This is a genomic window from Amycolatopsis sp. A133 (genome assembly GCF_031082405.1).
GTDB lineage: Bacteria > Actinomycetota > Actinomycetes > Mycobacteriales > Pseudonocardiaceae > Amycolatopsis.
Map to the genome: position 1 here is coordinate 165,360 of NZ_JAVHJU010000051.1, position 14,063 is coordinate 179,422.

Below are 14,063 nucleotides of genomic sequence, written 5' to 3' on the forward strand. Positions count from 1 at the left end.
TACGCTTACCGGCACCACCTTGGAGATCACGCAGGAAAATGGCCATTTCTGTACTAGTACAGAAGGCCGTCTGTACTAGGTCAGGAGACCGCCGTGAAGTACGTGGCCATCGCCGACGAGCTGCGCGACCGGATCGCGCGCGGCGAGCTCCCGCCGGGCGCGCGCGTGCCTTCGACCCGGCGGCTCGCGACCGACCACGGCGTCGCCATGGCGACCGCGGCGAAGGCGCTCGCCCTGCTGAGCCAGGAAGGGGTCGTGCTGGCGGAGCCGCGGTCGGGCATGTTCGTAGCGAGCCGGGAACGCCGTGGCGGGCCGCGCGGGCTGACCCGCGAACAGCTCGTGCGGACCGCCATCGCGATCGCCGACGCCGAAGGCCTCGGCGCGCTTTCCATGCGCGGGGTCGCGGCCCGCCTCGGCGTCGCGGCGATGGCGCCGTACCGGTACGTGCGGGGCAAGGACGAGCTGGTGCTGCTCATGGCCGACACCGCGTTCGGCGAGCGCGGCTACCCGGCCACCCCGCGCGGCGACTGGCGGGAGCGCCTGACGCTCGGCGGCCGGACGCTGTGGTCGCTCTACAAGCGGCACCCGTGGCTCGCCCAGCTCGGACCGCTCACCCGGCCGCTGGCCCTGCGCAACCTCGGCATGCACGGCGAGTGGGCACTGGCGGCGCTGGCCGAACTGGACGTCGACGCGGCGACCCTGTGCGACCTGCACGTCCTGTTCTTCAGCTACGTCCAAGGCATCGCGATCCACCTCGAACGCGAGCAGAACGCACTGGCCTCGTCCGGGCTCTCCGAGGAGCAGTGGATCGACCTGCAGACCCCGGCCCTGGAGGCGATGAGCGCCGGCCGGCCGGTGTTCGCCAAGATGCTCCGCGAACTCGGCGGCACCGGCTACGACCTCGTCCTTGACGACCTCTTCGAGTCGGGGATGCGGGCGCTGCTCGACGGCCTGGCGCTGCGGTTCGGGCGTTAGGCCGCGCAGGAGCCGGTCGACACGTTCGCCGTCTGCGACGCCGCCGCCTCGACTTCGGCGCGCACCTGCTCGGACGTGAGCGTGAAGCCCGTCTCCGGGTCCTCCACCGCCGCGCCGAAGACAACGCCGATGACCTTGCCGTCCGGGGTCACCATCGGGCCGCCGGAGTTGCCGCTGCGGATCTCGGCGCGGACCGTGAAGACGTCCCGCTGCACGGTGTTCGCCTCGTAGATGTCCGGGCCGCGCAGGTTGATCCGGCCGCGCACGCGGGCCGGCGTCGCCCGGTACGGGCCGTCGAGCGGGTAGCCGAGCACGACCGCGCTGTCGCCCGCCCGCGCCGTCTCCGGCGCGAACTGCAGCGGCTCGGCCCGCAGCCGCGGCACGGCGAGCACCGCGATGTCGACCTCCGGGTCGAAGTAGACGACGCGGGCCGGGTAGTCGCCCTGGGTCGTCTCGATGCCGACGGTGTCGGTGCCCGCCACGACGTGCGCGTTCGTCATCACCCGCTGCGGCGCGATCACGAACCCGCTGCCTTCGAGCGACCGCGAGCACGAGCTGGCGCTGCCGCGGATCTTGACCACGCTGCCGTGCAGCTGCTGGACGATCCCGCTGCTCTGCAGGGCCGGGTCCGGCGGCGAGGTGTCCGCCATCGGCGTCTTCTGGAACGGGTCCACGATGGACGGGAAGCCGGACGCGTCGAGCAGCTTGCGCAGCTGGCTCGGCAGCCCCTGCGCGGCCTCCGGCATGGCGTCGTTGACCTTGCCGAGCACCACCGAGTTGTTGATCGCCTTGGGCAGCCACGGCAGGCCGGACACCGTCGTCAGCGGCGTCGCGATCAGCCACGCCACCACGAACACGACCATGGCCTGCACGACCGCACCGAGCGTCTTGTCGATGCCGGAGAGCTTGTCCGGGTTGATCTTCTGCCGCAGCCGCCGTCCGACGTAGACGCCGATCGCTTCGCCGAACGCGACCAGGAAGACCACCGTCGCCACCGCGAAGGCGACCTTCCAGACGGCGTCGTCGAAGAACGAGACCACGACCGGCGCGAGCTTGACCCCGGCGACCGCACCGAGCACGACACCGACGAGCGACGGCAGCGCGATGATCACGCCCTGGAACGCGCCGGACACGGCCGCCAGCAGGGCCAGCAGCAGCACCAGCACATCGACCCAGTTCACGGCGTCACTCCCCTGCCAACCGCGCCTCGAACGCGGCCAGCGCCTCGTCGAGGTCCCGGACGTCGCCCGGGTCCCATTCGCGCTCCCAGCCTCCCAGGCTCAGCAGCACCGACAGCAACCCGGCGGTGAACCCCCAGACGAACAGCCCGCCGACCTCGAAGGCCGGGCCCTTCCACGGCGCGCCGGCCTTCTTGACCGTGAACCGGTTGGCCGGGTCGACCAGGTCGGCGATGGCGACGCGCGCGACGGACGCCGTCTCGCCCGGGTCGACCGCGCGCACCGGCGACGGTTCCGCCCAGTGCGCCAGCACCGGCGTCACGGCGAACCGGGACACCGGGACGAACAGCTCCGGCAGGACCGCGATCGGCCGGACGCCGGAGGGGACCACGCCGGTCTCTTCTTCGGCTTCGCGCAGCGCGGTGCCGACCGGGCCGCCGTCGCCCTCCTCGGCGCCGCCGCCGGGGAAGGCGACCTGCCCGGCGTGCGAGCCCAGCGTGTCGGCCCGGCGCTGGAGCAGGACGTCCGGCTCGCCGTCGGCTTCGCGCTCGCCGAAGAGGATGAGCACCGCGGCGGGCCGCGTATAGGCGTCCTCGGGCGGGCTGAACCGCGTGAACGTCTTCGAATCGACCTCGGCACTCACCTTGACCAGCGGCCGGAGCCACTCGGGAACCGACTCCGGTTCGACCAGCGGTCCGATCACGATGCCCCCTCGACTGCCGCGCGCACCTGGTCAGTGTTCACGAACGAGCGGGGATTGGCGATGAACCGCACCTCACCGCCCGCGGTGACCAGGTAGGACGCCGGGAGCGTCGACGGCACCTTCAGCGCGGTCCGGACGGGCCCGCTGCCCCCGTCCCCGTCGAACACCGACGGCAGGCGCACCCCCAGCTTCGCCAGCAGCTCCAGGCCGTCCTTCGCCGGGCTCTGCACCTGGACGCCGAGAACCCGGATCGCGCCCGGCTGCCGCGCGTACTCCTGGAGCACGGGCAGCTCGGTCCGGCACGGCTCGCACCACGACGCCCACACGTTGACCAGCGCCGGAGCGCCGGCGAGGGCCTTGCCGACGTCGACGCGCACGCCGTCGCCGAGGCAGTCCGCCGTGACGCCTTCGAACTGCTTCACCGGCTGCGCCGCGCCCGGCGCCGGGCACGGCTGGAGCGCCGCCGCGGACCGGGCGGGCCCGAGGTCCCCGGACGGCTTCGCGGCGGTGTCGTCACCCCCGCGCGGCAGCAGCGCGACGATCAGCGCCACCGCCAGCACGGCGGCCGCGAGGGCCCACCGGGTGACTCTCGTCACCGGGGCGCCGCCAGCGCCAGGATGTGGTCCTTTTCGACGCCTTTGACCAGCTTCGCGGCTTCCTCGAAGCCGGTCGGGCCGGTGCCGTACGACGGGCAGTCCTTGGCCAGCGGGCAGGCGCCGCAGGCCGGCTTCTTCGCGTGGCAGACGCGGCGGCCGTGGAAGATCACCCGGTGCGAGAGCATCGTCCACTCCTTGCGGGGGATCAGCTCGCCGACCACGTGCTCGACCTTGACCGGGTCCTCCTCCGCCGTCCAGCCCCAGCGCCGGACCAGCCGGCCGAAGTGGGTGTCGACGGTGATGCCCGGGACGTCGAAGGCGTTGCCGAGCACGACGTTGGCCGTCTTGCGGCCGACGCCGGGCAGGGTCACCAGGTCCTCGAGCTTGGCCGGGACCTCGCCGTCGAAGCGCTCGACCAGCGCCGCGCCCAGGCCCATCACGGAGTTCGCCTTGGCCCGGTAGAAGCCGGTGCTGCGGAGGTACTCCTCCAGCTCGGCGCGGTCGGCGCCCGCGTAGTCGGCGGCGGTCCGGTAGCGCTTGAACAGCGCCGGAGTGACGAGGTTCACCCGGACGTCGGTGGTCTGCGCGGACAGCACGACCGCGACCAGCAGTTCCAGTGGTGTGGTGAAGTCGAGCTCGCAGTGGGCGTCCGGATACACGTCGTCCAAGCAACGCTTCATCCGCCTGGCGCGTCTCACCAGAGCTAACCGGCTTTCACCAGCGCCCTCACGGGGGGCGTTCGTGGTGGCAGGTGGCACCCCGATAGCCTACGGGCGCCGTCGGACGAGCCGGTGACTGCACCGGTCGACGACCGACACGCCAGAGCACCACCTCGGCGCGTTTTCCGGCCGCCATGAGCGAGGATCTGGAGTAGATGCTTTTCAACGAGTGTTTCGGGGTCCGGTCATGACCGTCTGGTTCGTCATCCTGGTCCCCCTGGTCATCATGTTCTTCGCGCTCTTCATGGAGCGGGTGGAGAGCAGGCTCAAGCACGTCGCGGTGCAGGAGAACGAGGTCGAAGAGTTCCTCGAGCAGGCGCAGCCCAACGAGGTCAGGGCGCTCTACGGGCACGGCATCGGCCGTGCGCTGGAGCTGTTCCGGCTGCGTAGGCTGGGCGGACGGGCAGCCAGGCTACGCGCGCGTCGCGTGCGGAGTTAGGCTCCACGTTCGAACGAGATCGTTTCCGCCGTACGCGAGTCCGGCGAGCGATCTCGCGAGTACGCCCTAGACTGACGCGCAAGTGATCGGCGTCACGCTCCTCCACACACGGGGGAGCGTGATCGTTTCTCGACGAGGAGGCACCCGAGGTGGACGAAACCCTGGCCCGTGCGGGCATTTTCCAGGGTGTGGAGCCGGCAGCGGCGGAGGCGCTGGCCCAGACCTTGGAATCCGTGGAGTTCCCCCGCGGCCACGTCATCTTCAACGAGGGTGAACCGGGCGACAAGCTGTACATCATCCAGTCCGGCAAGGTGAAGATCGGCCGCAAGTCCCCGGACGGCCGCGAGAACCTGCTGGGCATCTTCGGCCCGTCGGACATGTTCGGCGAGCTGTCCATCTTCGACCCCGGCCCCCGGACGTCGAGCGCGACCACGGTCACCGAGGTCCGCGCGGTCACCATGGACCGCCCGGCCCTGCGCCAGTGGATCTCGACCCGCCCGGAGATCGCCGAGCAGCTGCTGCGCGTGGTCGCGCGCCGCCTGCGCCGGACGAACAACATGGTCGCGGAACTGATCTTCACCGACGTCCCGGGCCGCGTGGCGCGGGCGCTGCTGCAGCTCGCGCAGCGGTTCGGCAGCCAGGAGGCGGGCCTGCTGCGGGTCACGCACGACCTGACGCAGGAAGAGATCGCCCAGTACGTCGGCGCCTCGCGCGAGACCGTCAACAAGGCGCTCGCCGACTTCGCGCACCGCGGCTGGCTGCGGCTCGAGGGCAAGAGCGTGCTGATCCTGGACCCGGAGCGGCTGGCCCGCCGGGCTCGCTGATCTTCTTACGTCGAAGGCCTCCTCACCCCGGCGGGTGAGGAGGCCTTCTTCGTGTCCCATAACAAAGAGCCGGGCGCCACCCCCGACGTGGCGCACCGGCTCTTCGTTGTTGCGCGGACCATCCCCCGACGATCCGCGCTCCCCGCCCTCCGGGCCAGGCCCCGACCCGTGTGCCGGAGGGAGCTGGGTTTTTCTGTGCTGTTGTTCAACCATCACGGCCCATACCCACGAATTCAAGGCCATTCACTCTCAAGGACGCCGTCCGGGCCGTTTCGTTGCAGGAGTCCACGGAGAATATCCTGAGTGTTACCCGATCGAGATCTCTCGCATCGGTCCCAAGATCCACTCCGGTCGGCCGGTGACGCACCTGACCGGCAAATAACTGGTACTGACGTACCACTCTGCGGCATACTCGTACGCGTGTCCCAGTCTGCCTCGAACCACGAAAGCCGCACGTCCCTCGCCGACTACCGCACCGCGCTGACGAACCGCGCCGCGCGACGGCCCGCGGTCGCGGCCGTGCTCGCCCGCCTGCCGATCGCCATGATCGGCATCTCGGCCCTGCTCTACGTCCAGCGCGAAACCGGTTCCTTCGCCGTCGCCGGGCTCGTCTCGGCCAGTTCACTCGTCGGGGTCTCGGTGGGCGCGGTGGTGCAGGGCAGGCTGATCGACCGGTTCGGGCCGACGCGGCCGCTGCTCGTCTTCGCCCTGCTGTCCGCGCTCTCGATGGCCGCGCTGGTGACGGTGATCGAGTCGCACGCCGCGACCGCCGTGATGGTCACCCTCGGCGCCGTCACCGGGCTGTCGGAGCCGATGGTCGGGTCGGCGTCGCGAGCGCTGTGGGCGCGGCTGCTCCCGCCGGGTGGCGCGCGCAACGCCGCGTTCTCGTACGAGGCGATCAGCATGGAGGTCTTTTTCATCCTCGGCCCCGGCGTGGCCGGGCTGCTGGTCATGGCGCCGTGGGCGGGCACCGGCCTGGTGCTGGGCGTCGCGCTGCAGTTCACCGGTGCGCTGCTGTTCGCCCTGAGCCCGGCGGTGCGGGCTTGGGGTCCCTCCGCGGGATCGCAGGGATCGCTGCTGGGCGCGCTGGCGAGCCCGGGCATGCGGACGCTCGCGCTGGCCGCGCTCGGCTTCGGCGTCGTGATCGGGTTCGTCGAGGTCGCCGTGCCGGCGTCGGCCACCGAAGCGGGCCATGCCTCCGTGGGTGGCCTGCTGCTGTCGGCGTGGTCGCTGAGCTCGGTCGCGTTCGGCGTCGCCTACAGCCTGCGGCCGTGGCCGCGGCGGATGGGGCTGCGGCTGCCGGCGCTGCTCGGCGGGTTCGGCGCGCTGGTCGCGCTGCTCGCGTGGCCGTCTTCGCTGTGGGGCCTGGCGCTGATGATGCTGCTGGCGGGCGCGTTGATCACCCCGCAGTCGACGGCCCACTCGGCGGCGATCGAGGTGGTCGCGCCGGCCGGGACCGCGGCGGAGGCGTTCGGCTGGGTGCTCACCGCCGTGACGCTGGGGCTGGCGGCCGGCCAGTCGATCAGCGGGTACGTCGTCGAGCACGCCGGCCCGGGCGCGGCGTTCCTGGCGGCGAGCGCGGCCGGGCTGGCGCTCGCGGTGGTCGTGTGGCTGCTGCGCGGCACGGTCCGGGCGCCCCAGTCCGCTCCGGAGCCTTCGCTGGTCAACGCGTAGCCCGGCCGTTTTTGTCGGTGCCGGCGGCTAGCTTGCCGTCATGGACGTCACCGCGCCTGCCCACCGCCTCTCGGCGGCCGTCTCGGCCGCGTCGCGCCTGCTGCCGTCCCGCGCCGCGCTCCGGCTGCGGGCGGACGCGGCCGGCCTGACGGTCGCCGGCGTCGCACCGGACCTCGCCGTCCGGTTCGGCTGCCCGGCGACCACGCACACCGACGGCTCGGTCGCCGTCCCGGCGGCACCGCTGGCGGAGACGCTGAAGGTGCTCGACGCCGAGCGGGTGCGCCTGGTCGTCGAAGGCACGCGCCTGGCCCTGCGGCTGGACAACGCCCGGTTCGCGCTCCCGCTGCTGCCCGACGCCGGCGTCGCTCCGGAGCCACCGTCCCAGGTGTCCGAAGTGGACGGAGAGGCGTTCGCCTCGGCGTTGCGGATCGTCGCGGGAACGGCGGCGAAGGACGACCCGCTCCCGCTGTTCACGGGCGTCCGGCTGCAGTCCGCCGGCGATCGGTTGACGTTGACGGCGTCGGACCGGTACCGGATGGCGGTGGCCCGCTTGCCCCTGCAGTCGCCGGGAGAGCTGGACGTGCTGGTCCCGGCCTCGTTGCTGTCCGAAGCGGCCCGCCAGGCACGCGGCCGGGTCGGCCTCCACCTCGGCCCGGGCCGGTTCGGGGTGAGCTGGCCGGACGGCCTGGTAGCGACGGCGGTGCTCGACGCGGGCTTCCTGTCGGAGGAGTCGATCCCCTCGGCCGCGGTCGACACCACGGTGTCCCTGGAGGCGGACGCCCTGGCGGCAGCGGTCCGCCGGGTGGGGGTGTACGCCGAGGACCGCCGAGTACTGACCCTGGAGGTCGGCGACGCGCAGGTCCGGTTGGCGAGCGCCCGCCAGGACACGGGCGAAGCCGAGGAGACGCTAAAGGCCGAGGTCAGCGGCGGCCGGACGTCGCCGTCGTTCCAGGCTCGGTACCTGGTGGACGCTCTTGCCGCGTTTGCGGGTGAGCGGGTGGTGCTGGCGATCCAGCCGGGGATGCGGGCGTGTGTCCTGCGGGCTGTGGAGCCCGGGGAGGTGGAACTGACGTACTACCTGATGCCGATGCTCAGCCGATGAGCTCGTTCAGCTCCCGGAGGGCGACTCCGGCCGCCGGTCCGGCGGTGAACTGGCTGACCGTCAGCGCGGCACTCCCGAAGCGCTGCTCGTAGGCGTGCCGGAGGTGCGGTGACGAGCGGACGAGCGCCCATTCCATCGTCGAGCTGCTGCGCTGCAGGAAATCGATGGGCATCCGGCCGAGCACGTACAGCTCCGCGCGGCGATGGTCCCGTTCCAGCACGAGCCCGACCAGATCGGCCACGAGCGTGCGCTTGCGCATCGCGTCGCGCCCCTTCCACTCCGCGGCTTTGAATTCGGCCACGCGGCGGTCGGTCTCCAGGTCGAACTTCCGGCTCCGGTCATTCCCGGAGGCCAGCGACGGGCGTCGGACGATGCGTTCACCCGGTTCGAGGATCTTCGGCAGCGCCCGGACGATCATCGCCGCGTGGATGAGGTCGTTGATCCGGCCGGCGTGCTGCCGAACCAGCAGGGCGCCGCGGATCAGATCATCGGTCATCCCTTCGGGCGCCACCCGCGCGCCGACGGTCTCGCTGTCCGCACCCTCCAGCAGGGCTTCCAGCCGCACGACCCGGCTGGAGAGATCTTCCCGGTCGAAGAACTCGTGCAGGTCGATGAAGGACTTGACCGCCGAACCGAGGTCGCTCCTGGGTGCCGGTGGCTCGGCGGGCAGCTCGGGTTCGGCATGCTCCCCCAGCTCCTGGGGCAGCGGACTGGTCGGGAAGCCGAGCCGGCGGAGCTGCCGGATCGCGTAGTGCGAGATGAACTCCGTCCGCGACACACCCAACGCGCGCTCGAAGAGCTGTCTCGGCGGCCACCGCTGGTCCCCGACGGAGACCCAGTGCGTGCGAATCGGCTCCGGGCCACCCCGTGCCGCCGCGCTCAGCACTTCAGTGCGGCTCAACCGGTGCTGCTCGCCGTTCAGTATGAAGTCGATCGCCCGCTCGTCGTCCATAGGCAGGTAGTCGCCGACGCGCCTTCTCGCGCTACACCGGCTCCAACGTCCCGAAGCGCTTCAGCGTCCGGATCATCGGGGCCGTCTCCACCCGCTGCACCCCCGGCAGCCCGCCCAAGTCCACCGCCAGGTACTCGTACAGCGCCGCGTCGTCGCGGCAGCCGACGTTCGCCACCAGGTTCGCCGGGCCCGTGGTTGCCGCCGCGAAGGCGACCTGCGGATGTGAAGCCAGCGCGCGGCCGGCCGACTCCAGGCCGATGGGGCCACCGTCAGCCACAGCGTCGCCGTCAGCGGGTAGCCCAGCAGGGCCGCGTCCACCTCCACGTCGAAATACAGCGCTCCCGATGCCTGCAGCGCCCCCAGACGGCGGCGGACCGTCGACTCCGACCGACCGCAGGCCGCCGACAATGTCGATATGTCGGCTCGGCCGTCGTGGGCCAGGGCGGCCATGAGCTCCGCGTCGCCCGGCTCCGGTCGGTACAAAACCTCCGAAGGCGGGGGGCGCAACGCGGCGATCTCCGCCGGCGACAACGCGTTCGACCGGCCCGGCCACCCCGCCGGGCCGCCCGCGAATCTGCGCAGCAGCCGGTACGCCGTCATCGACACCACCCGCGGCGTCCGCGGCAACTGGCCGAGGAGCAGGCCGTCCGTCTCCTCGCGCAGCGGCGCCCGGATGAAACACACGATCTCCGTGCCGCCCGACATCAGGCTCACCCACTGCGTGTCGGCCCGGCGGGCCAGGCCCGCGGCGATCGCCGCCGCCGCGTCTGGGACGCACCGCAGCCGGACCAGCCAGTGGACCTGGCCGAGCGGCGCCGCCTCCGGGACGCCGACCACCCGCAGCACCCCGGACGACCGCAGCTTCCGGTATCGGCGCGCCACCGTCTGGTCCGAGACGCCCAGCACCGCGGCGATCCTGCTGAACGACGCCCGGCCGACCAGCTGCAGCGCGTGCGCCAGCCGGCGATCCAGGTCGTCGAGCAAGCCGGATTCCACCAGATCAGCCTAGGTCAAGTCGGATTTTGCGCACGGGTGAGCAATGGGTGGAACAGCGAGCCGGTCCCACCCAGGCTGAAGACATGAACATCGACCACACGGTCTTCCTGACCCGCCGCTACGAGGAAACCTGGCGGCGCTACGAACAACTCGGCTTCACGCTCAGCCCGCCGTCCCGGCACTTCGCGGCCGTCGACGACCGGAGCGAACCGGTGCCCAGCTGCACCGCGAACCGCTGCGCCTACTTCGGTGGCTCCTTCCTCGAGCTCATCGGCATCGTCGACGAAACCGCCGGCGACCCCTGGCGGGTGCTGCCGATCCTGGACGCCCGCGGCGACGGCCTCCACGGCTGCTCCTTCGGCGTCGACGACTCCGCGGAAGCCGAACGCAGACTGCGCGAGGCCGGGCTCTCCAGCTCAGGCGTGCTGAAGCTGCAACGCGACGTCGAACTGCCCGAAGGCACCCGCACCGCGCGCTTCCGCAGTGTCCACATCAGACGGGACCGCACGCCCGAGGGCATCCTGCACACGGCCGAACACCTCACCCCGGAGTACGTCCACCAGCCCCGCTACCTCGAACACCCCAACGGTGCCCGTGGAATCGCCGGGATCACCCTGGTCGTGCCCGACGACGAGGTCGAGAGCTATCGGAAGCGCTACGCCGTGATCACCGGTGGCCGCCGGCTCGTCGACATCTTCGGCGTGAGCGACCTCGACACCGTCCTGCCCGGCGAAACCCCGCGAGAACCGCCGTACTTCGCCGCGCACGGGGTTGTGGTTGCGGATCCGGCGAAAGCGCGGAAGCTGGTCGAGGACCACGTCCCGACCACCACGAACGACCGCGGGTTCTTCGTCCGCGCCGAGGACGCCTTCGGCGCGGCTGTGTACTTCGAGGAGGCACGATGATCGTCGCAACCGGCACCGGCCGGGTCCGCGGAGCAGACGGCGCCTTCTGGGGCATCCCTTACGCCACCGCGAAACGCTTCGAACCGCCCACGCCGCCGAAGCCGTGGACGGGGGTCCGCGACGCGCTGGAAGCCGGGCCCGCGGCGCCGCAGCCGCCGTCACGCCTGGAACACGCCCTGGGGCCCATGCCGCTGCCGCAGAGCGAAGACTGCCTGTTCCTCAACGTCTTCACGCCGTCGACCACCGGGCGCCGGCCGGTGCTCGTGTGGATCCACGGCGGTGGGTTCTCCAGCGGCTCGGGCGGGCAGGTCTGGTACACCGGCACGCGGCTGGCCCGCGACGCCGACGCCGTCGTCGTGACGCTCAACTACCGGCTCGGCGCCCTCGGCTTCGCCGCGCTGGACGGCGTGCCGCCGAACCTCGGGATCGCCGATCAGCTCGCCGCGCTGGCATGGGTGCGGGACAACATCGCCGCGTTCGGCGGGAACCCGGCCGAGCTCACCCTCGGCGGGCAGTCGGCCGGTGCGCAGTCGGCGCTCGCCCTGTGGTCGTCGCCGCGTGCGCGGGGGCTCGTCAAGCGGATCGCCCTGCAGAGCGCGCCCCTCGGGATGCGACCGTCCACTTGGGAGGAAGCGAACCGGACCGCCCGGGCCCTGCAGGACCTCCGGACCGCCCCGGTGGAACAGCTGCTGGCCGCGCAGGTTTCGGTGCCCGGGAAACCCGGCTCGATCGAACCGCCGTTCCAGCTGGTGGCCGACGGCGATCTCGTCGCCGGGGACCTCGTCGAGGCCGCACCGGAGGGCCCCGCGCTCATCAGCTGGACGCGGGAAGAGCTACGCGCCTTCGTCCCCGACGCGCCGCAAGAAGCGATCGACACCGCGAACAGCTTCTTCACCAGCGACAGGCTGGCCGCGAAGCTCGACGCCTTCACCTACCGCTTCGACTGGCAGGCACCCGGCAACCCGTTCGGGGCCTGCCACTGCATCGATCTCCCGTTCCTCTTCGGCACCCACGACGTCTGGGACGCGCCGATGCTCGCCGGCGCTCCGAAGGGTCTCGAAGGGGCTACCGGGCTACGGGAGGTGTGGGCCGCCTTCCTCCACGGAGAGCGACCGAGCGCAATCAGCCCGCCGAAGCTGCCTTGACCGCGGCCGCGACCTCGGCGAAGGAGGGGTTCACCATCGCCTTCGACCCGACGATCACGGTCGGCACCGTCTCGTTGCCGTTGGCGACCTCGCGGACCCGGGCAGCCGCCGCCGGATCCTCCCAGATGTTGATCGCGCGGACGTTGAAGCCGCTCTTCGACAGCGGCCGCTCCAGCGCGGCGCAGAACCCGCACCCCGGGCGCCAGTAGAACTCGACCTCGACGTTGCTCATTTTTCCTCCGACCGCAAGTAGTCCAGCTGCGCCTGCACGCTCCATTCGGCGGGCGCCCACAACGCCCGGTCGACGTCGGCGTAGACGACCTCGACGACCTGGCGCGGCGTGGCGTCCGCCCCGAGCGTCTCCAAGGCCGAACGCACCTGGTCGAGCCGCTGTTCCCGGTGGGAAAGGTACTCGCGCGCGGTCGCGGACAGGTCGGGGAGCTCCGGACCGTGCCCGGGGAGCCCCACCGTGCCCGCCGGCAGCTCGATCAGCTTCCGCAGCGACCGCAGGTAGTCGCCGAGGTCGTGCAGCACCGTCGTGCCGCGCCCGAGGATGGTGTCGCCGGTCAGCACCTGGCCGTCGAGGACCAGCGACACCGAGTCGTCGGTGTGCCCCGGCGTGTGCAGCACGCGGATGTCCAAACCGCCGGCGGAAATCACCTCACCGTCCACAAAGGACGAGGCGTCGAGGCACAGCGCGGGGTCGAAGGCCCGCACCGGCGCGCCGGCGCGCTCGGCGAACCACGGCGCCCCTTCGGCGTGGTCGGGGTGGCAGTGCGTGAGCAGGACCAGCTCCACCGGACCGGTCCCGGCCAGCAGCTCGAGGTGCTCGAGGTCGCGGTAGCCGGGGTCGACGACGACGGCCGGCGCGTCCGGCGCCGCCCGCAGCACCCAGCTGTTGGTGCCTTCGAGCGTCATCGACGACGGGTTGTTCTCCAGCAGCACCGAAGCCGTCTCGGAAACGCGGCGCAGCACGCCGTAGGCCGGGGCGGTCATCGCGGCTCCAGGACGACGCGGACGTGACCGTTCTCGCGGATGAGCGTCGGCGCGATCCGGACGATCTCGCGTGACGCGTTCAGCACGTCGTCGGCGGTGGCGAACTCCGCCAGCTCGCTCAGCGTCAGCCAGGTCGGCGGCATCAGCATCCGGCGGCCCTCGCGCGCGTCGGCGATGGCGTCTTCCGGACGCTGCCAGCCGGAGCTCGACGCCTCCGACGTCGCGCCGTCGGCCTCCTGGCCTTCGGGCAGCTTCGCGACGTAGAACCGGGTGTCGTAGCGGCGCGGCTCCTGTTCGGGCGTGATCCAGTGCGCCCACGGGCGCAGCAGATCGGCCCGCAGCGTCAGTCCCGCGCCGGCGAGGAACCCGGCCAGCGACACTTCGCGTGTTTCCAGGGCCTGGCGGGCCGCCGCGTACGGCGTGACTTCGGTGAGCACCGCGTCCGCGCTGCCCGCGAGCAGCACGCCGGACTCCTCGAACGTCTCGCGCACGGCCGCGCAGGTCAGCGCCCGCGCGAGCGCCTCGTCGCAGCCGAAGCGCGAAGCCCACCACGACGGCCCGGGACCGGCCCACGCCACCGACGCGTCGGCGTCGCGCTGGTCCACCCCACCGCCGGGGAACACGGTCATCCCGCCCGCGAACGGCATGCCCTTGACCCGGTGCTGGAGGAAGACCTCAACGCCGTCGGTGCCGTCCCGGACCAGGATGACGGTGGCCGCGTCCTTCGGCGTCGCCGGCGGGCCGTCGGCGTTGGCCCGCGTGGCGACACCGGCACCGACCGGGATGTCGAAGACAAACTCCGTTGGCTGCTCCACCCGGGCAACATACCTCCGCCCCCCGACGTCCCGTCGCGCAGTTG

At 71.9% G+C, this 14,063-nt stretch carries 16 protein-coding genes and 1 pseudogene; 7 read left to right on the top strand and 10 right to left on the bottom strand.

Features of this window, described 5'->3' with window-relative positions; translation table 11 throughout:
* Window positions 1–93 precede the first annotated feature (93 nt).
* Window positions 94–975, top strand: a complete 882-nt coding sequence (locus Q5425_RS30895) for a GntR family transcriptional regulator (RefSeq protein WP_308675858.1) — start codon at window positions 94–96, stop codon at window positions 973–975.
* Here the strand turns inward: Q5425_RS30895 and Q5425_RS30900 are convergent.
* From Q5425_RS30900 to nth, 4 genes are read right to left on the bottom strand one after another with little or no spacing between them, the layout of a single operon-like run.
* Window positions 972–2,156: a MarP family serine protease gene (locus Q5425_RS30900; protein WP_308675859.1), complete on the bottom strand. Its 1,185-nt coding sequence runs from the start codon at window positions 2,154–2,156 to the stop codon at window positions 972–974. The genes Q5425_RS30895 and Q5425_RS30900 overlap by 4 nt on opposite strands.
* Window positions 2,157–2,160: 4 nt before the next feature.
* Window positions 2,161–2,856 carry a CoA pyrophosphatase gene (locus tag Q5425_RS30905; RefSeq protein ID WP_308675860.1) on the bottom strand — a complete coding sequence of 232 codons (696 nt, stop codon included), beginning with the start codon at window positions 2,854–2,856 and terminating at the stop codon, window positions 2,161–2,163.
* Entirely contained in the window at window positions 2,853–3,452 is a 600-nt protein-coding gene (locus tag Q5425_RS30910; protein WP_308675861.1) for a TlpA disulfide reductase family protein, read from the bottom strand. The genes Q5425_RS30905 and Q5425_RS30910 overlap by 4 nt, the downstream gene beginning before the upstream one ends.
* Complete coding sequence (nth, locus tag Q5425_RS30915) at window positions 3,449–4,132, bottom strand: endonuclease III (RefSeq protein WP_308675862.1); 684 nt, start codon at window positions 4,130–4,132, stop codon at window positions 3,449–3,451. Before nth ends, Q5425_RS30910 begins: the two co-directional genes overlap by 4 nt.
* A gap of 226 nt (window positions 4,133–4,358) precedes the next feature.
* Between nth and Q5425_RS30920 the strand changes: the two genes are divergently transcribed.
* From Q5425_RS30920 to Q5425_RS30935, 4 genes are all read left to right on the top strand, one after another.
* Window positions 4,359–4,610, top strand: a complete 252-nt coding sequence (locus Q5425_RS30920; RefSeq protein ID WP_013230551.1) for a hypothetical protein — start codon at window positions 4,359–4,361, stop codon at window positions 4,608–4,610.
* Between the two features lie 149 nt (window positions 4,611–4,759).
* Window positions 4,760–5,434, top strand: a complete 675-nt coding sequence (locus Q5425_RS30925; protein WP_003081747.1) for a Crp/Fnr family transcriptional regulator — start codon at window positions 4,760–4,762, stop codon at window positions 5,432–5,434.
* A gap of 420 nt (window positions 5,435–5,854) precedes the next feature.
* Window positions 5,855–7,108: an MFS transporter gene (locus Q5425_RS30930; protein ID WP_308675863.1), complete on the top strand. Its 1,254-nt coding sequence runs from the start codon at window positions 5,855–5,857 to the stop codon at window positions 7,106–7,108.
* Window positions 7,109–7,148: 40 nt separating this feature from the next.
* Window positions 7,149–8,210, top strand: coding sequence for a DNA polymerase III subunit beta (locus Q5425_RS30935; RefSeq protein ID WP_308675864.1), 1,062 nt, complete (start codon window positions 7,149–7,151; stop codon window positions 8,208–8,210).
* Here Q5425_RS30935 and Q5425_RS30940 read toward each other — a convergent pair.
* The 3 genes and pseudogenes from Q5425_RS30940 to Q5425_RS30950 all read right to left on the bottom strand — a co-directional run.
* The gene (locus Q5425_RS30940) at window positions 8,200–9,111 is read right to left on the bottom strand and encodes a hypothetical protein (protein ID WP_308675865.1); all 912 of its coding nucleotides are present in this window, start codon (window positions 9,109–9,111) and stop codon (window positions 8,200–8,202) included. The genes Q5425_RS30935 and Q5425_RS30940 overlap by 11 nt on opposite strands.
* An 82-nt stretch (window positions 9,112–9,193) precedes the next feature.
* Window positions 9,194–9,940 (bottom strand): Lrp/AsnC ligand binding domain-containing protein, encoded by a 747-nt coding sequence (locus Q5425_RS30945; protein ID WP_308675960.1) that lies wholly within the window; start codon window positions 9,938–9,940, stop codon window positions 9,194–9,196.
* 119 nt (window positions 9,941–10,059) lie between these two features.
* Window positions 10,060–10,158, bottom strand: a pseudogene (locus Q5425_RS30950) (AsnC family transcriptional regulator); the annotation flags it as partial.
* Between the two features lie 83 nt (window positions 10,159–10,241).
* Between Q5425_RS30950 and Q5425_RS30955 the strand changes: the two are divergent.
* A complete protein-coding gene (locus Q5425_RS30955; protein ID WP_308675866.1) occupies window positions 10,242–11,063 on the top strand; it encodes a VOC family protein in 822 nt (273 codons plus the stop codon).
* Window positions 11,060–12,208, top strand: a complete 1,149-nt coding sequence (locus Q5425_RS30960; RefSeq protein ID WP_308675867.1) for a carboxylesterase family protein — start codon at window positions 11,060–11,062, stop codon at window positions 12,206–12,208. The genes Q5425_RS30955 and Q5425_RS30960 overlap by 4 nt, the downstream gene beginning before the upstream one ends.
* Here the strand turns inward: Q5425_RS30960 and Q5425_RS30965 are convergent.
* From Q5425_RS30965 to Q5425_RS30975, 3 genes are read right to left on the bottom strand one after another with little or no spacing between them, the layout of a single operon-like run.
* Window positions 12,186–12,440, bottom strand: coding sequence for a glutaredoxin domain-containing protein (locus tag Q5425_RS30965; RefSeq protein WP_308675868.1), 255 nt, complete (start codon window positions 12,438–12,440; stop codon window positions 12,186–12,188). The genes Q5425_RS30960 and Q5425_RS30965 overlap by 23 nt on opposite strands.
* On the bottom strand, window positions 12,437–13,204 hold the full coding sequence (locus Q5425_RS30970) for an MBL fold metallo-hydrolase (RefSeq protein WP_308675869.1): 768 nt from the start codon (window positions 13,202–13,204) through the stop codon (window positions 12,437–12,439). Before Q5425_RS30970 ends, Q5425_RS30965 begins: the two co-directional genes overlap by 4 nt.
* Entirely contained in the window at window positions 13,201–14,019 is an 819-nt protein-coding gene (locus Q5425_RS30975; RefSeq protein ID WP_308675870.1) for an NUDIX domain-containing protein, read from the bottom strand. Before Q5425_RS30975 ends, Q5425_RS30970 begins: the two co-directional genes overlap by 4 nt.
* Between the last annotated feature and the right edge of the window lie 44 nt (window positions 14,020–14,063).